The organism is Bacillus sp. ok061, from assembly GCF_900108285.1.
Taxonomy (GTDB): Bacteria; Bacillota; Bacilli; order Bacillales; family Bacillaceae_G; genus Bacillus_A; species Bacillus_A thuringiensis_S.
Genome location: NZ_FNUW01000034.1, coordinates 35,972 through 53,432 on the forward strand (window position 1 = coordinate 35,972; position 17,461 = coordinate 53,432).

A 17,461-nucleotide genomic window follows, 5' to 3' on the forward strand; every position below is an offset into this window, starting at 1 on the left:
TCACCTTGCAATTCATCAATATTTATGCGTACAGGTTCTCGAACGATTTCTGTTGTTCCGCTGTCATTGTCCCTAGAAGTTTCTTCACTGTCTTCTGGAAGAAAAAACTATTTAGCACAACTGCTTTGTTGTACTTTAGAATTTCATCAAGGTCTAGTTTTTCTGCATTAAACATATTTTCAATCTCTTTCTGTACAGCTTCATACGTGATTCCCTCATTTGTATGAATCAGTGCATAATAGACCACATCTGTGAAATTAGTAATTCCGCCTTGCATAGTTTGAGAAACGAATTGCATCGGTCCACCGTTTTCATCTAATAACCTCAGTGCTTGTAAACAAAATTTCAGTTCTTGTTCTTTACCATTAATTACGAAACGCGTATATGATTTTTCAGCCATAATAATTACCTCCAATTATTTTTTTCAAAATAAAAAAGCGTCTATATGAACGCTCATCCAAATTCCTGTTATTTATTTTCCGTAAATTCGTTAATAGTCTTATCCAATAAGCTAATCATGGCTTCTCTCTTTTGCTTTGGTGTTGTATTATCTTGCATTTCATTAAAGATAGGAAGTACCCTTTCTAATTTTTGTTTATCGATGCGTTCATTCACAAGATCTTGTCCCAACATCGAAATGAAAGTACCAATTGCAACCGCTTGTTCTTGTTTATCTAGTTTCATTTAGCTCACTCCCTTTAATTACACGACCTTGAATTGAATCAGCCGTATGTTCGACAATAGATTTCGCTACAACTCTTCCATCTAATGAAACCCTAACTTTACAATCCATTCCTACCGATTTACTATCGTTAATCTTCTTAATTATTTCAGATTGTTTATCGATTGATTGAACATGAGTTATATCCGCTTTCGTTGCTAATCCCTTTTCTAACATATTAACCTTTCGACTTAATCCTTCTACACTTGCTGAAACACAATTTAACGTTTGAATTAAACCTTCATTATCTCTTTGTAGATCGTTAATTCTTTTTTCAAAATCAGCAATTATTTCTGTTATAGATTCCATCTCTCATCCTCCTCAAAACATCCTTATTCAGTTCCTGGTGTAGCTACGTCACCAGTTGGCGCGCCATTAGGTACTTTATTAAGCGTCCCTTTAGAAATCTTTCCATTTAATTTTAAGCCGATAGAATACTTTGAGTACTCCTCATTTTCATGAGAAAGTTCCAAACTATTCAACATGTATGTTCCTGATTTAACTTTAAACTCAGAAGCGGTTGCACTACGTAGGTTAACTTCATGAATTCTTACTAAAACTTTATTAAGAATTGCTTCTTCTACATAATCAAGTCCCTCGTCACCTTCAGTACAAATCCCTTCAATACTAGCGGATTGTGTTACGTCACCGTAATCAGATCCACTCTTATCTTTCGTTTTCAACTCGATTTCTCCAGCCTCAATTGACCGTGAACCTGACGTTTGGTTAAAAAATCGAACTGTTTTTGTAGTTTTCCCATCAGGTTGCGGAATGTCAATCAAGTAAAGCGTTTCGGCACCTTTAAACTCAGGTGCATTACTTTTTTTCACTTCTGCCATTTTTAGTCCCCCTCTAATTTCTGATTGTTATAGTAATAAAACTCAAATGTTTCGCTGTTAAAATCTCAACGTCTTTTTGAGACAGTGGTTCAAAATCCTTTACTTTTGCATTAAAAAAACCGATTCGTTCTGGATTCTTTTTACTTGTATCGTACAAGTCAATTGAACCCTTTTCGAATCGGTTAATTATTCTATCTTGCAAATCGTTCTTATCAAAAATTTTATCTGCATACACACCTACTTGTATCAGATGATTACGTGAGAAATTCTCCTTTGAATACCTGCTAATTGTTCCAGACAAATCCTCAATGGTAATGAAGGGTTTGTCTTTTCCTGATACAGAAACACCATCGTATATCCATGTAGTAGGCGCAAAAACATCCAGCAATTTTTTTAATGAATACATTACATCATTCAACATAATTAATGCCCCTTCGCTACACGTTGAACAGTTTTGTTTATATCCTCAACAAATGGTTGCTCACCTTCAAAAGCTGTTTTACGCATAAAACCTTTTTTTGTTTTGTGCGTAAATTCTTGTACCGCCGCGTAAATAAGAGGAGATCCATACGTACCAATAATTCTCGCACCGACTACCATCTTTACACTTGCAGGAATACTTTCAGATAAAGGACCGTGTAATATCGGTGCTCGATTAGAGGCTTGATTAGCTTGTAAGCGTGTATGTTTTTCTACCGTTTGCTCAATTGGTGTTTTGTATCTATTGGGATTATGTGCTTTTAACACATTTGATTTTCCTTTAACAACAACTCTGATTCTCATCAAATCACCCTCTTTACAATGACCTCACGACGGTTTACGCCACCAAGCCCTCGTTCATCGATAAGTTCGATAACGTAAAAAACACCTTTACGTTCAATTTTTTCAATGTTCTCTAAGTCCACATTAAGAGGAAATGTAACAAGCGCCTCTCCTTTTTTAACATCAAGATCAGCGAACTTCGTCTTTTCCACTGACGTGAATTTCTTCCAAACTAATTGAACAGTTTCTTTTCGGGGGTCACCTTGGATTTCTTCTCCTGTAATTTGATCCTTTTCAGAAACCCCTTTAATGTATAAAATCACCGGTTCTCTACGTCCCTGCTCAATCATTTCACGATTTTCGCGAATCTCTTTAATATCATCTTCAGTAAGCAATTGCTACACCTCCTCGCTTATTAAGTAGTTCAGCCGTGACGAACATTGTGGATGTGGGCTTATTAATTGATTCATAAGACTTTCCGGAATATTTTTCGGATACTTCCCAGCTCCTAAACCATACGCATCGCGTCTGGCTAGCTTGTAACACATGTGCTTTGAATGATATCTGTGACGGTGACCATTATCAATAATTTGATAACCTGCCACAATTTCACTTTCTAACCCATTCTGTATAGTAGCTGCTCGGTATGTGTTAGTACTCTCAGAAATTGCTACGCGCTCAACCTTCCATCTCTCATTGTCGTGTACTTCCTTTATCTTTTGAGAAATCATTGTAATGCTCTCGCCCCTTAATACAGATGGACGAATGACACTACTTAATCGATCTCTCATATCTCCAGATAAATTCCATACACGATCAGACAGAACTAAGCCATCTTCACCAGGTCTTTTTATAACCCCTTGAATAATTTGCTTATTTACTGCAGTTATAGATTTCACGTCCAAACCTGCTTCTGATAATTTTGATGTGGTCCATTTCGACGTGTTTTCAATCAATGTATGGAATGACCGCTCTGCTTGTTTACGGAATTCTTTTTCGTATAAAGTAAGGTCTCGTAATAACGCATTTAATCTACTACGCTTCACGATTCCATCCTTTTGATAGTCATTCAATAAATCAACTAAAAACAAACGTATTAGGATAATGGCCTTTACAGTATCAGAAACTTGTTTTTCATGCTCCTCTTTAAATTCTTCGGAAATGGTATCGAGCGCCGCATCCATCTCTTGTTGAGAATCGCTCATGTAATCATCTCCCATCTGCCCGTTTGGCAAATGTTTGGTGAGTACCTTTTCCACGTCTATATTTTCTATATTTTTTAAGCGCATCTGCTGATAATTTCTTATAGTTAGCAAAGACCATCGATTTATCAACTGACTCCTCACCATCCGTATACGAAAAATAACGTGCTGCGTCTGCTGCAATCGATTCATAGGCAAATGATAGCGCAAGATAAAAAATAGCATTTGCATTTACTTTTTCAGTTAACTCTGACTCAGCTTCGGCTTCAGCTAGCCAATTTCCAATGTCTTCCGGAGTTACTTTTGGAACTTTTGCTAACCGACTCTCCAGCCTTTCCGACACCTTCATTTGGCGTCACCTCCGTCACTGTATTTTGTTAAGGTATCATGATTCCTGCAGCTTTTAATTTTGCAATAAGTGCATTTAAGTCTTTCACTACACCCGCTACGTCAGTCGCTGTACTATCTGGTTGTTTATCAACCTTTTTGGGTATTAGAGCTACTTTTTCTTCAAGACCTTTAATAATATTGCCAAGTGATGTGTCTTTCGCAATCGGCATCGATCTGTTTAAACGTTGTGCTTGATTTTCAGAAATAGACATGCATAAAACTCCTTTCAAAATACAAAAAAGGTAGCATACACGCTACCTTTTAAGCCATTGTTTTAGAGATATTTTCAAGAACAGCGATAGACTCTTTCGCATTCTTAACTTCAAATCCAAATTCCCCACGAATGACACGAGAGAAGTAGTCAGCACCATTTGGTGTAGCATCTTGATCATAAATTGGAGTTAAGTAACGTGCCTTTACTTTTTCTGTATCAAGAAGTAACGCACGATCTTTAGGCATATTTAAATCAACTACAACACTAGAAATCGCTCCACCAGGTAAGTCGGAAACAAATGATAAGATTTGGTAACCTGCTGCGGTATCTTGGCGTGTAGTACGAATTGTATCCCCACCAAGCTTTGTAATTTGTCGCGCGATATTTGGTCCACATAAAATTGTGTTTGCTGAACCGCCTCGCGTAAACACTTGCTCTACAGCGTCATTCAGTGGTTTAGCCGCGATTTCGTTCCCTTTAAAATCTTGCTTATGAGAACCTTCAATACCTGTAAATGCAAATAAACCACCTGTAGTACGCGGTTGTGTCGGAGAACCGCTATTTCTACGGCCATAAATTAAAGACGTGTTCGCTTCACGAATCATCTCTTGTAAACGCAGATTTACTTGATAATCTAATTCGTTTGATACGCCGTATGTGTTCACTTGTTGTTGTGTACGTGAAACAGATGCGTATCTTGAAAAGATTTGTGAGAAGTTATATGACACTAAACGGTCATTGATCTCATTCTTACGGAAAGCATCTTCACCTTCTGGTCTCGGTCTTGCGATGACTTTTAATTCACCACCAGCTGTAATTGCCTCCGCTTTCGTACTATCGTAACCACGTTGCACAGTGATTTTATCGGCGTTTTCATCGACACTTACTACACGTAGCACTTCTAAGCCGTTTTGTACTAGAGCATTTTCAGTGAATTTACGAGCCTCGCCTTTTTCTAAAACTAGGTCCGTATCCCCAACAGCTGCGGCAGTTTTTACAATACCTGTATCAGAGTTTAAATAGTCGTTCTGCCATTCAAATTTAGTTTGTGTTAAAGTGTCCCCTACACCAATTAACCCGAAAAGAACAGGTGCTTTCGTGAGAATTAAATCCACATTCGCTTGCATTTGTCTTACTTGTTGTTGAAATTCGTACGTAGTTGGTACTGGCATATTTGTAGCCCCCTCAAATTTTTTAAATTAAAAAACCGCTGACTTTTAATCAACGATCCGTTATTTCTTCGATTTTGCTTCTAACAACTTGTTATAAATACGTGTTACCTCGCCCGCATACTTTGAATCTTTTAACGCTTTTGTTTTCGCTTCTTCCAACTCTTTTTCTAAAGCAAGAATTTCATTCGCTCTCAGATTTGTTCCTGGATTCGCGCCACCAGCTGCATCTGCCCCCACAACTTTCTTGAACATCCAAGGTTTACTTTCTTTTAACGCAGTAACAGCCTCTTCAACTCCTTGATAATTACCACTCTCATCCAGTTGAATAGTCGACTTATCTAAAAGCGCCAATACGTCACCTGGATCATTCGCATCTAAAGCACGTGCAATACTCTTAATTTCAGTGTTCAAAATACGAGCATTTGCTTTTTCCTGCGCTTTTTGTGCTGCTTCGGAAGCTTCTAGTGCCTTTTTGTCTGCTTCTTCTTTTTCAGCCTGCAAACGTTCGATTTCCGTCATTTCTTTCTTTTTACGCTCTTCTTCAGCTTTTTCGTATTCTGCTAATTTTGCTTTAACGTCATCGTAGTCGCCGTATTTTTCAGCTGACTTTTTACGTTCACGTTCTAAGCGTTTCTTTACAAGTTCATCTAATTCTTCTTGTGATTTAGGTAGATTAATAGGATCACCAGGGTTGTTTTCAGGATTATCCTCAGGATTACCACCATCAGAGAAAAACTGTAAGTCTAATCGAAGTGGGAAATTAGGTGTTTTTTGTACTTGTTCTACAAAAAATTTTAATGCTGTAGCTTGTTTTGCGTATTCCATTTGCAAATCCTCCATTTTGAGCCTGTCGGCTATAATTTCCGAAAGTTTATAGCGCCATTTCGTAAGGCAAGTATTACTTTTCGTTATACGGATCCTGAGACTGTCGTTTCAACATTCGTTCTTGCATAATCTCCATGAATTTCTGTTCCGCATTTTCTTTACCACTTCTCGTAATCGCACCTTTAATTGATTCGATTTCGTTAGAAATTTCATCCCCCAACTGTTCGATAAGTGCTTTTTGGTCTTGTGGTAACGGTAAACCGAAAATAATCTTGCTAGCATAAAAGTTATCTACTTTTGCTAACATCGCTTTATCGTATTTGAATTTTGGATCATCCTTTCTTGCTTTCATATAACGCAAAATATACTCATTTAAGGTTTGGAGGCGTGATTGCCATATAACCCATGAGCGTTGTGTTTTTGAAATGATATTACTGAATAAAAGCTGCACGGCCATGTCATTTATACCACCTGTATTCATATCAGCCGTATTCACCATTGGTACTTCTGCTTTTTCATGTAGGCGTTTTTGCAATCGGTCCAGATACGCTTCAATGGTTTCTTTAAATCGGAATCCACTTTCCAGCTTTTTAGCGCTTGGTTCACCTGCATCTTCAGCGCCGTCACCTAAATCCCATTTCGCACCTGGTGCTACTTGAAGTGGATTCTTCGGATCCTCATCTACGTTCGTCAGCAAGGTAATAGCAAACATTTCAAAACGTAATGCATCCGAGTAATCAGACATTTTTTTATCAATTTCCTCAGACAACTTTATTGTTTTTTCAAGTTCACTATAACCCGTAGTACGTTTACTTAGTTTTTCAGTCGGTACTGGTACTACAGGAATAAAATCAATACCCATTGATGAACGCTCAACCCTATCCTCTTGTTTTTCTAAGTCACCGTTGTATATCGCCTCTTCAATTTCACAGTCGTACTCACCAGTTTCTTTACGCCAAACTAAGTAATACGATAACTTCCACATTTTCGTTTGTTCCTCGTCAAGCCATGCGATAAAATGAATTTCTTCCAGCTGATCTATATCCCAGTCGCTATACTTCGCAATAACTTCCGTCGATGGATGCCAAATAACCTTAAATTCACCACGACGTTTATCGTAGTGAAGACGGGCATACACACCAGTTTTTGAAATAGCACGGTCTTTCGCTGCTGCTAATAACTTCTCATGCATTCGGTTGTCATCCCAAACCCATGTTAATAACCGTTCCTTTGCCTTCGCCCTACTGTTTTCGCGTTGTTGCTCTTCACTAGGCTCATATCCTGATTGAATCATAAGAGCTGGATCGTCTATCACATCCGGAGGAACTGTGACTTTCGGTTCTTTTTCAAATTGCCACGCTGCAATCATGTTTACAATTTTTTGAGGATAATCAAGTTGTATTTTCGTAGGTTCGTAGTCGAGATTGTCTGGTTTTTTATAATCAGACCATACGTTTAAGTCTCCTTCATAACGCTCATACAAACGAACCTCGGCCATCATTCGTGCCCACTCAGAATCACCAAGCGCGGTACGAACTGGCATTACAATTTCCACCGGATTCATAAAATTACGATCACCCTGTACTCTCATTCAAGCCCCTCCTTTCTCAATATCTTGAATTTCCTGTAGTTCCCGCTTTACGTCTTGCACGTTTATATGCAATAGAAAAAGCCATTTGAACTGCATCCGGACCATCATCATGCGGATGCATCGGATACATTTCAAATTGCTCCAATAAAGCACGTAAATGTTTCATAAAACGTAATTTACCGCTCTGTATATCTGGTAATAATGACTCAATACGTAATGCCTTTCGCGTACGTTGCTTAATTTGTTTTAAGCGAGTCGATGACGGATACCCTTTCTTCTGCAACGCTTCCCCAACTTTCTCAGCAAACCACTCCTGTGCTTGTTGTGCCTCTACCGCAATTGCTTCGTATTGATATTCTAGCGTGTATTCTACAGCCTTTTCTAACAACGTATTTGGATGCACACGCTCCATAAAAATATCGATAACGTAACAAGTTCCTGTTTCAACGTTTTTCGCAAGTGTGACTACTACACTATAGTCACCTTTTTCTTTACCCATCGCGAAATCAACCGCACCGTAATACAGAAGTTTTTTATCTTTTAAATCATCTTCAGTACAGTACGTGAAATATTTTGGTTTAAATATCTGTCTTTCCTCGTCAGTCGGGTTACATAAATACTCCTGGTTAAACGCTTTTGTTCCGTCATCTTCCCTAATTTCCATCAAATCAATGTAAGGGAAATGTGATGGCCATAACGTTTTTGTTCCCCGAAGCATTTCTTCTTTGTTTTGTTCGTAAAATTCACGAGCTTTATCAGAAGCGCCCTCTTCATCTACCTGACGAATCTCACGCCATTTTTGCCATAAATCTTCTCGCTCTGACCATTTCAGGATTGCCGGAAATGATCTCGATACGAAATCACGACGGTTTTTAATCACGTGATGCAATAAACTGTCGTAACAAACGATGGTACCCATATAGATACAGGCACCTTCTTGACGACTTAAACCTGGAAGCAATTCTTCCTTGAACCAGCGTTTGTTTTTGGCAATCAAGTCAACCGTCGCGGTATTTTCTTTACTCTCCAAATCATCCAAAATGTAGAGCTGAACCCTTTTTGAACCGTGACGTAAACCACGTACCTGTGTCCCTATACCTTTTGCTTCGACTTTCGTGTTTGTTAAAGTCACAAATTCTTTGTCGTTATCTACTTCATTTCGGCTTTTTTGCTCATGAAGTAAGATTCCGAAATCCTCGCGTAATTTTTCGTTATACTTTAACTGATCACGTGCCCAGGATATAAAGTCACCGGCTACATCGGAGGTCTCGGATATCAAAACAATGTACTGCTTTAATCGATACACGACTTGATGACACAAATAACCGTTACTCAGATAAGCAGTTTTCGCGTGACCACGTCCTACACTCCATGCTACTTTTTTCTTTTTCTCCCTACCCGTTGTGATGTCATCTAATAGCTCACATAACGTTTGGTGAAACTCTGCAGCATCATCCATCGTTACTCCGGCAGGGATTAAGTTATCTGGATTCCCTGGATTTCCTTCTTCAGAGAAATACTCATACATGAAGTACAGCATGTCATGTTCTCCACGATGCACCCTTTTTAACTTTTCTAACTCATCGATGTCAGCAAGTAGTGTATCCATGTAATATTCTGTAGCCTCACCAGTTTCGTACAACTCTTGTAATTTCTTCGCTCTTTCTGCTACAAGATTGATACGTTCCTGACGTTCTTGACGGGCTAACCATTTACCGTCTATATACGCCATGTAGCCCGCCCTCCTTTTACTCGCCTGTCAATTTTTTTAATTTCTGAAGCTGCTCTTCAATTTCCGCATTTGTACGGGTCGCATTTCCTAGATCACCCTCGATTACTTTCTTATCAGTCAGTAAACCGAATCGCTGCATATACAATTGCATAGCTTTTACACTCGGTTGTGGTCCTAAAATTAACTGCATTAACTTGCTGTACACCTGCTCGCGCTTCTCTGCTAGAAAACTATCGGCCACTTCACTCTTGAATGCGATGAAGTCCTGGTTCTTAGTTCGCCACTCCCAAAGCGTTGTCCGATTTATGCCTAACTCGTTGGCCATTTCGTCCTGAGTCCTTTTTTCCTCGTTGTTCGATTCCATCAACTCGTTTTCTACAAGCAGGTACGCCGCTTGAATTTGTTTAGCTGTAAGTTTCTGTTTTAACTCGTCTAACTTCGCCATCATTTCGCTCCCCTTTCTTCGTGAAATAGAAAAAGGCAACCGATTTAGTATCGATTGCCTTGAAATTCGTATATTTTGTGTAGCCCCCCGAGTTTAAAAAATCTGGCGGAACGTTACGAACGCCTGCCAGCCCCTTACCAGATTTGACCTCCCCCGGGGGGATTGAATATTTTCTCGAACAAAAAGAAAAAGCCGAAATTATTTTTCCGACTCTTTTTTCTTTTTTGCTCGTATTAGTGTACTTTTACTAATTCCAGTCATTTCTTCTACTTGCGTATATGAATGCTTATCTAGTAAGCCTAATGCGTGTTCAATTTGCTTTTTACTATATTTATTCGGTCTACCTTCTCTGAAGTCTGCACGTTGTTTAGCGATAGCTTTACCTTCTTGCGTTCGTTCAACAATCATGTCACGTTCAAATTCAGCGAACGCACTCATGACATTGAATACTAAACGTCCTGTCGGTGTATCCTCTATCAGCCCCATGTTTAGCACGTGAACCTTTACACCTTTTTCAAATAGTTCTCGTACAGTATGTATCGCATCGACAGTTGAACGTGCGAAGCGATCCAGCTTAGTAACTACCAACGTATCACCTGACTCCAGCTTCAATAGCAATTCCTTAAACTTAGGCCGATCAGCTTTAGTACCGGTGAACTTCTCTGAATAAATTGTATCGCAACTTTCCTTCTCTAGCATTTGAATCTGTGCTTCTAAGTCCTGATGAACTGTACTTACCCTTGCGTATCCGTATTTCATTCGTATCAGCTCCATTTCGGCGCTAACTAATGAATCTAAGTTATGACACCGTTTGATACATTGATACTATCACATCGTCAAAACGTTGTCAAAACCTTTTAAGTTATGAAACCGATATGAATGATTATGACCCCCTGAGTTTCAAAGACCCTTCTCTCTCAGCGAGCTCGGCTGATAAAAACACCCATCGGTTTCACCTTTCGTGTTGCCGACAGTTAGATAACTACTACAGTAGTCACCTTAGTTTCTACCTACTATATATCCCACAACCAGTCCAATCCAACGGACATAAAAATAGCCATGATACCCCAATGACGGGCCTCATGGCTATGCGTATTATTTAGTACTGGAGTAGGACACAACTTCACCATCCTAACATAAATTGTACCTACTATGACCACATCTTGTCAAGCCTCGTACAACTTTTTTATTAAACTTCTTATGCCAACCATGTCACCGTTAATACTCATGTGTAATAAATCCACGGCTTGTCTACAGCGTGTGTAATATACTTTCGCAGTAATATTCATAGTCCGTAACGTATTCCTTCTAGGAATCTTGTACACATACCGAGCAAGCACTATATATTTCATGTTCTTCGGTAATTGTTTAATCGCCTGATCCAGCACAATCTTATTCAACCGTCCATCACCTTTCCCATCCAGTGCACCAGGTCCAGTAAAGCTAGGCGGTGCATCAGGGAACCGATCACCTACAGCTAGTGATTCGTAATTCTCCAGCCATAGTTGTATTGTCTTCTTCGAAACATAGCCATCAATTCTGGTCATCTCCGAACCTCCTGACTCAGAAAATCAAACCCCTAAAACGAAAACCTTAAACCATTAATAGTATTACATACTATATAACTATTAATAAACAATACTATATATAATATATAATTATTAGTTTTATATTTATATTATATATATAAGGTATATTTTTTTAAGGGGGGGTTCTTTTTTATTTTGTTTTTCTTTTTTAAGTACTGTAGTGTATTAGACCCCCTCCTAAAAACTTTTCTTTTATATATTTTTATTCTCGTGTTAACAGCTGTGACTCTCCGAATCTCGAAACACGTGCCACGCCGCTGTTGTCTCATACCCACGTAGCACCGACTTTCCAGCTAAGCGAAACTGTTCCTCAGTCACTTTCGTAATCAGTCCTTCTCCAGCATATACATTGCTCTGCTCTGTCTCGATATTCACGTCACGTAACTGGTTCGTGGCCACAAATTCACTTACCCCATAATCCACAACATGGAGACTCCATGTGAGCTTACCCGTAACAACTCCTTCTTGTACCGTCACATATCCATCGTAAAACGGAACATCTATTCCATCGATTTGTAAGTTACGGATTTCTTCAGACGTCATGTTCCTTACTCCTTGCGGCCACACGTTCCACGAATCTCAGTTGTTGTTCAATATACGGGTCATCTTCTTTCCCGCCACTTACGATCCAATCCTTAATCCGGTTCATCACATCTTCTAAAACGTCCGCCGGTACTTGTGGGGCTAATTCCGTGATACGATCTATATAATTCACTTGTGTTTCTCCTTTACATTGCTACTAAGAACATATATTCCCACTTTATTACTACCTGCATTCTCTAACGCCATAAGTGTCTCAACCATATAATCACCTGTAGTAGAAGTATCAGAACTGTAGTAAAGCGTGACTTGTTTACCGTGAAGATCTTTCATATGGAACTCAGGTACCTCTGGAATCGGTTGAGTTTTTACAGGTTCTAATTCCGTCATACCTTCCATTCGATATACAATTGGCTCATCCAAAGTAGAATCAATACATGTAAATACGGCACGTCCCTGACGTGTATTGCCGTTTTCCTCTGTAATTTCTATTAAGACAGACTCACGATTTTCTAAAGAATCAAAGAAATCCTTACGAGCATATGTGATGAAATCGATGTACCAAGTGTGGTCCTGTTTTTGGAAAATGCCTTTTCTCGGTATAAACGTAGCTGCTGACGGTTCGTGTAATACAGGGCAGTCACACATAATTTTCTCCCCGTTAACTTTTAACGTTTTAATCGGTGTTTCTTTTTTCATTATTTAGGAACCTCCAGTGTTCTTACATTCCCATCCAGCTGTTCCACCTCAAGCATCCAGCGCCATTTTATCCACGTTTCTCCGTAATCTTCTTCCCCATCTGTCTCATAAACATCAATTAGTAAATTACCGCCGTCCTTTGCCTTGACTGTGCATTTATATACAACCTGTCCATTATCCTCATCTAAAATGATAATCTTGTATTTTTTTCCTATTTCAAACAAATTCATTACTAAGGTCCATACATGTATTTTCACCTTTACTCCACACCCTTCTTTGCTAAAAACTGTCTTGCGGTATCCGTAAGTCGGTAATAGTAAACATGCTTATCATCTTTTGTGACTTGCTCCAGTAGACCTAACTGAGAGAGTTGTCCCAGCCACGTATCCAACTGCGTAGCTGGGATTTCTCCTCCTGCCTGGTGCATCGCTCGTAAGATGGCTTCCGAACCTTTCACTCTATACCACGTGATTTTACGATTTCCAGTGCTTGTTGCTCCGTAAAACCTTCCGAAACAAGTGCATCAAAACGCGCCTTATATACTTTAGACATCTCACGCTGCATACGCATTTGCATCGGTAACGCCTTTACAAAGTTATCCAAAATCATTTCCAGCTCGATATTTGTATATTGTTTATTAGGTTCGCTCATCTTATCGCCCCTTCAAATATGCTTCAATTTCCGCTAACACTTGGTCAATCCCCTCTGGACTCAGTACGAGTTTCCCGCCAGCTAGTTCAATATTTTCTTCTGAAACCTCTCCTGTAATTTGGCAAGAGTTATTAGGGTTATATTTTTGTAGAATAATAGATTCACCATCTACGAAAATCTCCATCGGATCCTTTACCTGGATACCTAATGTACGGCGTAATTCCATTGGAACCACAATTCGTCCTAATGAATCAATGTTACGAATAATACCTGTTGATTTCATTTCCCTTCAGCTCCCTTATCTTTCTCATATTCGAACTTGATCGCAGAAACATGCTGCATATTCACAATTCCCGTAATACGACCGTTATCATCGTAAGTATCTATCGCATTTCCTTCCGCAAATAACTCCCCTTCTAGCTTTTTGTATCCTTCAAAAATAAAATCGGCTTCCTCTACAGTGTGTACAGAACCGTCAACCGTTTTAATTACCGCTCTCATATCTTCCATCTCCTTTTCCTTACTTCTTAATAGTTTCTATAACGCTAGCTAAACCAAAGAATATTACGCAGATAAACCACGTTGTCCAAATCGGATATTCGTATATAAGTTCCACCCAGTCACTCCTAGTCTTTATTAATAAGAATCACAGCCGGACCCTCAACCGTAATACCAGCTACTTCAATCTTTTCATGGGGACTTACTTGCACTGTTGTGACACCTTCACGTGTTTCTAGCTCTTCACTTAAGTTTTTTGTAGATATATTCTTCATCTTTACTCACCATCCAAAATAATGCTGTATTCATCATTAGCTACGTAAAAATTACCGAATGCATCGCGTTCAGGGAATCCATTTTTCGTTGCCTGTACTATCTTGAGTTTCGCATTACATTTATGACATTTCGTGAATTTATTTCCTTCATATTCGTATTGATTTCCGCGATTCCCGCACATGCAGCACTCGTAACGTGTACGATATCTCGGTGAACCCTCATCGTCATATTTAATACCTGTTTTCCAATGAATCGGATCCGTTTCTTCTTTTTTCGTGATTTTTGCTATCTCTTCCATAGGAAACGAGCTACGATTGACTTCTACGATTGGCAGTTTACGAGTCTGCTTATCCGTGGTCATCTTAATAACTGATTCTTGAATCTGTTCATGTGTAACACCTAGATCCACAGCCTTACGAACTTCCGCATTTGCCATTGCAGCGCCTAATGCTGATACACCCACTTCCACAAGTTCTGCTGCGGTATTGATAAATGAAAGTTCATCTGTTTCTTTTTTTTATATTAGATCGGCGGGCTCCGCATTAGAGTCATAAAATTCTACATTTGTTTTCAGTACCGGCTTAATCTCGATGTAATTACTAGCGCCTACAAAGCTGGAGACACCTCCACGAATATTATTTTTAATAAAGTCAAAAAAGACTGTAGTTAATGCGTTTACGTTTGCTTCTTTATTTAAACGATCAAGTCCATATTCATAAAGCATTGCGTGGATGGCTTCATGAAGTACGTTTTTCATTTGCCGATCATGTTTCGCTACATTGTCCGAAATCTTGATTTGTTGTTCGTGATACGTTACTTCAGCAATTCTTACTTCTCCGTTTTCTCTTTCTTCAAGCCATCCTTTTACGACTTCCACATCGTACGGTACACTACCAATCATCAATTGTTTAGGTATATCCATATAACTTCATCCCCCTTTAATTTGGTAAATTATTTTCAATTTCCGTTCGTAATTTATCTCGTAGCCACTTAAACTCTAAATCTTTTTTATCGATTTTTGCCTGAATCACTTTTGCCTGGTCCTTTGTATAACATTTACGGAAACCGTTGTATAATTTCGAAATTTCTTTCTGCAGCTGTCTCATTTCACGGTTCGAATAATAACTTACAAATTCCGTTTTACAACTTGGACAAATGAAATAGTGCTTGTCCACGCGGTTTGATATTCGTGCTGTGAGCATCTGGACACGAAACACGTGCTCACATACTTCACATTTCGCTTTTACGGGTTTCATAGTATTAGATCCTCCTTCCTTTCAAAGAATTATTTTATTAAATTGGCATCAACTATATCTTTAAATTTTCAAACTTAAATGAACCTCTAGACACATACACCATATACTAATTTAAATACTTCCTAAAAAGTAGGTGAAAACTATGCCAGCTATTCTTGGAAACCTTGTCGTACAAACCAGTAACGGTTCTTTCAACTTAGGTGATTTTTATAACGTTTCTCCAAAGGAAAACACAAAATCTTATAACGGTTCAGGTGCATCCAATGTTTCATTTATTGCTAATACGTTTAACGGCGTTAGTGCAACAAACACATTCGATGCTGATGTTGCAGATCAAGATCAAATAGTATCAAACTAAAATTACTCATTCCTCTCCACTCCCTAAATAAAACTCAATATTCCGTAAATACTATAGACACATGGTTATCTTTCCTCTGTTTTTCTTGGGTGAGCAGTTAGCTTTTGCTAGCTGCTCTTTTACATTAATGAACCGTCAATTATAATCGGAGCATCTTTATATTCATTAAATTCTTCTTCCCATTTATGTTTTTTCTCAATTGAACATATTGCATTTAGTGTGTTTATAAATATCTCAAGAGCTTGTTCTCTAGCGATTTCTGAAGGAATTCCTTCTTCTTTAACTTGTTCTACACTATCACCTGCAACATTTTCTACATATACTTCAATTGCTTTATCTGCATCTCCATCCACTGCAATTAACGCATAATATTCATGCTTATTAAACTCAAAGTATTTCATATCCGTTCCTCCTTGAATAAAATTTAGTGTTTCGTTAATAATAGACATAGGCTCCATTCGTCACGAATCAACCTTACACTTAGCATCATTTTTTAATATTGGGGCCAGGCAGTTAGCTTTTGCTAACTGCTTTTTGTTTTTCTTCCTGTCTCTTTAGGAAATTTTTCACTTTCTTAATAGCCTCTGCCCTTGTTTGACCTTCAGCTATGCCTTTTAATCCAGCGTCATCCTTAATGCACAACATCTTTTTCTTGCCATTATCCATAACAACCTCAACATGCGAATAATAGGCACTGTGCAATGTATCGTCTTCAAGAAGAAAACTCATAAATTCCGCACCGACTTTTCCTGTAAACTCTTTAACCTTCCTCATATCCATTCCTCCTTGAATAATTCCATAAGCTTTGTCCATACTATAAATACACTTGTATTCTGAACTTCCTTCTAAACGTTTTTTTCGGAGAGCAGTTAGCTTTTGCTAGCTGCTCTTTTATTTGCACATATCATTAAACACCGAATACCTTATGTTTGAAAGTGCTCTGTTTTATCAAAAGGCGATTTGGCGACAATCGCCTTTTTTATTTCTACAAAATGAAATTTTTGTTTAGTTTTCTTTCATGCATATTATTTTGATATTTGTTTATAATAGTTGTACTTCTAAAATTGTACGACAGAGCAGTTAGCTACTTCAGCTAGCTGCTTTGTTGTGCCAAATAGCATTTTTGTTCAAATACTTTACCCAATGAAAAAATTACATATGATACCATGTACTCTTTTACATTAAGATTCTTGGTCAGAAGAGCACTTATATATGGTGCTCTTTTTGGTATGCAATGTGAAATAGAGGCTTGCTCTTAAAACCTATTATGTAATTTTCATAGGTTTTTTCCTTACACCAGTGTGTCTGTTTACTCATAAGTTGTTAAAGTATAAATATAAATTGATAGTTAATTTATAAGGGAGGTGTAAAAATGAGTAAATTTAAAAAGCATTGTTGTCACATACCCTTTCCTTTACCTCAAATAGGGCCTACTGGAATAACTGGGCCTACTGGACCTACCGGAATAACCGGAGCAACTGGGCCTTCTGGTGGACCTCCAGGACCTACTGGACCTACCGGAATAACCGGAGCAACTGGGCCTTCTGGTGGACCTCCAGGGCCTACGGGACCTACCGGAATAACTGGAGCAACAGGACCTTCTGGTGGACCTTCTGGACCTACTGGACCTACTGGACCTACCGGAATAACCGGAGCGACAGGACCTTCTGGTGGACCCCCAGGACCTTCTGGACCTACTGG

General features: G+C 38.7%; 30 protein-coding genes and 2 pseudogenes. 2 read left to right on the forward strand and 30 right to left on the reverse strand.

The genetic code is table 11. The features are described 5' to 3' along the window. Positions 1-22: 22 nt before the first annotated feature. The 28 genes and pseudogenes from C4S65_RS28870 to C4S65_RS29005 all read right to left on the reverse strand — a co-directional run bounded on the left by C4S65_RS28870 (position 23) and on the right by C4S65_RS29005 (position 15,402). The gene (locus C4S65_RS28870) at positions 23-400 is read right to left on the reverse strand and encodes a tail assembly chaperone (protein WP_000818630.1); all 378 of its coding nucleotides are present in this window, start codon (positions 398-400) and stop codon (positions 23-25) included. A 68-nt stretch (positions 401-468) separates the two neighbouring features. Beyond that, complete coding sequence (locus C4S65_RS28875) at positions 469-684, reverse strand: hypothetical protein (RefSeq protein WP_103945710.1); 216 nt, start codon at positions 682-684, stop codon at positions 469-471. Then, positions 671-1,030 (reverse strand): hypothetical protein, encoded by a 360-nt coding sequence (locus C4S65_RS28880; protein WP_103945711.1) that lies wholly within the window; start codon positions 1,028-1,030, stop codon positions 671-673. The genes C4S65_RS28875 and C4S65_RS28880 overlap by 14 nt, the downstream gene beginning before the upstream one ends. A 23-nt stretch (positions 1,031-1,053) precedes the next feature. Next, positions 1,054-1,560, reverse strand: a complete 507-nt coding sequence (locus C4S65_RS28885) for a phage major tail protein, TP901-1 family (RefSeq protein WP_086387444.1) — start codon at positions 1,558-1,560, stop codon at positions 1,054-1,056. A 13-nt stretch (positions 1,561-1,573) separates the two neighbouring features. Next, positions 1,574-1,981: a hypothetical protein gene (locus C4S65_RS28890; RefSeq protein WP_103945712.1), complete on the reverse strand. Its 408-nt coding sequence runs from the start codon at positions 1,979-1,981 to the stop codon at positions 1,574-1,576. 2 nt (positions 1,982-1,983) lie between these two features. Next, positions 1,984-2,343, reverse strand: a complete 360-nt coding sequence (locus C4S65_RS28895; RefSeq protein WP_025118136.1) for a hypothetical protein — start codon at positions 2,341-2,343, stop codon at positions 1,984-1,986. Continuing rightward, a complete protein-coding gene (locus tag C4S65_RS28900) occupies positions 2,343-2,717 on the reverse strand; it encodes a hypothetical protein (RefSeq protein WP_103945713.1) in 375 nt (124 codons plus the stop codon). Before C4S65_RS28900 ends, C4S65_RS28895 begins: the two co-directional genes overlap by 1 nt. A 3-nt stretch (positions 2,718-2,720) precedes the next feature. Continuing rightward, a complete protein-coding gene (locus C4S65_RS28905) occupies positions 2,721-3,527 on the reverse strand; it encodes a hypothetical protein (protein WP_103945714.1) in 807 nt (268 codons plus the stop codon). 4 nt (positions 3,528-3,531) lie between these two features. After that, complete coding sequence (locus C4S65_RS28910) at positions 3,532-3,873, reverse strand: hypothetical protein (RefSeq protein WP_061684691.1); 342 nt, start codon at positions 3,871-3,873, stop codon at positions 3,532-3,534. A 28-nt stretch (positions 3,874-3,901) separates the two neighbouring features. After that, positions 3,902-4,126 (reverse strand): head fiber protein, encoded by a 225-nt coding sequence (locus C4S65_RS28915; protein ID WP_103945715.1) that lies wholly within the window; start codon positions 4,124-4,126, stop codon positions 3,902-3,904. 49 nt (positions 4,127-4,175) lie between these two features. Next, entirely contained in the window at positions 4,176-5,300 is a 1,125-nt protein-coding gene (locus tag C4S65_RS28920; RefSeq protein WP_103945716.1) for a DUF5309 family protein, read from the reverse strand. A 60-nt stretch (positions 5,301-5,360) separates the two neighbouring features. Further along, entirely contained in the window at positions 5,361-6,125 is a 765-nt protein-coding gene (locus C4S65_RS28925; protein ID WP_258043895.1) for a phage scaffolding protein, read from the reverse strand. Between the two features lie 73 nt (positions 6,126-6,198). Continuing rightward, positions 6,199-7,716 (reverse strand): phage portal protein, encoded by a 1,518-nt coding sequence (locus tag C4S65_RS28930; RefSeq protein WP_103945718.1) that lies wholly within the window; start codon positions 7,714-7,716, stop codon positions 6,199-6,201. A gap of 16 nt (positions 7,717-7,732) precedes the next feature. Continuing rightward, complete coding sequence (terL, locus tag C4S65_RS28935) at positions 7,733-9,448, reverse strand: phage terminase large subunit (RefSeq protein WP_103945719.1); 1,716 nt, start codon at positions 9,446-9,448, stop codon at positions 7,733-7,735. Positions 9,449-9,464: 16 nt separating this feature from the next. After that, the gene (locus C4S65_RS28940) at positions 9,465-9,893 is read right to left on the reverse strand and encodes a phBC6A51 family helix-turn-helix protein (protein ID WP_001086032.1); all 429 of its coding nucleotides are present in this window, start codon (positions 9,891-9,893) and stop codon (positions 9,465-9,467) included. 198 nt (positions 9,894-10,091) lie between these two features. Further along, positions 10,092-10,652, reverse strand: coding sequence for a recombinase family protein (locus tag C4S65_RS28945; protein WP_098902251.1), 561 nt, complete (start codon positions 10,650-10,652; stop codon positions 10,092-10,094). A gap of 407 nt (positions 10,653-11,059) precedes the next feature. Continuing rightward, positions 11,060-11,440, reverse strand: a complete 381-nt coding sequence (locus C4S65_RS28950) for a hypothetical protein (protein WP_000196739.1) — start codon at positions 11,438-11,440, stop codon at positions 11,060-11,062. 255 nt (positions 11,441-11,695) lie between these two features. After that, positions 11,696-12,025, reverse strand: coding sequence for a hypothetical protein (locus C4S65_RS28955; RefSeq protein ID WP_103945720.1), 330 nt, complete (start codon positions 12,023-12,025; stop codon positions 11,696-11,698). Beyond that, a complete protein-coding gene (locus C4S65_RS28960) occupies positions 12,015-12,197 on the reverse strand; it encodes a DUF6877 family protein (protein WP_103945721.1) in 183 nt (60 codons plus the stop codon). Before C4S65_RS28960 ends, C4S65_RS28955 begins: the two co-directional genes overlap by 11 nt. Then, positions 12,194-12,721, reverse strand: coding sequence for a hypothetical protein (locus C4S65_RS28965; protein WP_103945722.1), 528 nt, complete (start codon positions 12,719-12,721; stop codon positions 12,194-12,196). Before C4S65_RS28965 ends, C4S65_RS28960 begins: the two co-directional genes overlap by 4 nt. Beyond that, positions 12,721-12,978: a hypothetical protein gene (locus tag C4S65_RS28970; protein WP_258043896.1), complete on the reverse strand. Its 258-nt coding sequence runs from the start codon at positions 12,976-12,978 to the stop codon at positions 12,721-12,723. The genes C4S65_RS28965 and C4S65_RS28970 overlap by 1 nt, the downstream gene beginning before the upstream one ends. A 2-nt stretch (positions 12,979-12,980) precedes the next feature. After that, positions 12,981-13,148: a hypothetical protein gene (locus tag C4S65_RS34945; RefSeq protein WP_103945728.1), complete on the reverse strand. Its 168-nt coding sequence runs from the start codon at positions 13,146-13,148 to the stop codon at positions 12,981-12,983. Positions 13,149-13,174: 26 nt separating this feature from the next. Beyond that, a complete protein-coding gene (locus C4S65_RS28980; protein WP_001294615.1) occupies positions 13,175-13,372 on the reverse strand; it encodes a hypothetical protein in 198 nt (65 codons plus the stop codon). Position 13,373: 1 nt separating this feature from the next. After that, positions 13,374-13,655 (reverse strand): AbrB/MazE/SpoVT family DNA-binding domain-containing protein, encoded by a 282-nt coding sequence (locus C4S65_RS28985; RefSeq protein ID WP_103945723.1) that lies wholly within the window; start codon positions 13,653-13,655, stop codon positions 13,374-13,376. After that, complete coding sequence (locus C4S65_RS28990) at positions 13,652-13,873, reverse strand: hypothetical protein (RefSeq protein ID WP_078993300.1); 222 nt, start codon at positions 13,871-13,873, stop codon at positions 13,652-13,654. Before C4S65_RS28990 ends, C4S65_RS28985 begins: the two co-directional genes overlap by 4 nt. Before the next feature lie 125 nt (positions 13,874-13,998). Beyond that, on the reverse strand, positions 13,999-14,145 hold the full coding sequence (locus tag C4S65_RS28995; protein ID WP_103945724.1) for a BC1881 family protein: 147 nt from the start codon (positions 14,143-14,145) through the stop codon (positions 13,999-14,001). Positions 14,146-14,147: 2 nt separating this feature from the next. Continuing rightward, positions 14,148-15,068, reverse strand: a pseudogene (locus C4S65_RS29000) (hypothetical protein). Positions 15,069-15,084: 16 nt separating this feature from the next. Then, positions 15,085-15,402, reverse strand: a complete 318-nt coding sequence (locus C4S65_RS29005; RefSeq protein ID WP_103945725.1) for a transglycosylase — start codon at positions 15,400-15,402, stop codon at positions 15,085-15,087. 142 nt (positions 15,403-15,544) lie between these two features. Between C4S65_RS29005 and C4S65_RS29010 the strand changes: the two genes are divergently transcribed. Then, positions 15,545-15,760 carry a spore germination protein gene (locus C4S65_RS29010; RefSeq protein WP_001110935.1) on the forward strand — a complete coding sequence of 72 codons (216 nt, stop codon included), beginning with the start codon at positions 15,545-15,547 and terminating at the stop codon, positions 15,758-15,760. 119 nt (positions 15,761-15,879) lie between these two features. Here C4S65_RS29010 and C4S65_RS29015 read toward each other — a convergent pair whose 3' ends face one another. After that, positions 15,880-16,161, reverse strand: coding sequence for a hypothetical protein (locus C4S65_RS29015; RefSeq protein ID WP_000873134.1), 282 nt, complete (start codon positions 16,159-16,161; stop codon positions 15,880-15,882). A gap of 112 nt (positions 16,162-16,273) precedes the next feature. Further along, positions 16,274-16,540, reverse strand: a complete 267-nt coding sequence (locus C4S65_RS29020) for a hypothetical protein (RefSeq protein WP_103945729.1) — start codon at positions 16,538-16,540, stop codon at positions 16,274-16,276. Positions 16,541-17,132: 592 nt separating this feature from the next. Between C4S65_RS29020 and C4S65_RS35460 the strand changes: the two are divergent. Beyond that, positions 17,133-17,461, forward strand: a pseudogene (locus tag C4S65_RS35460) (collagen-like protein); the annotation flags it as partial.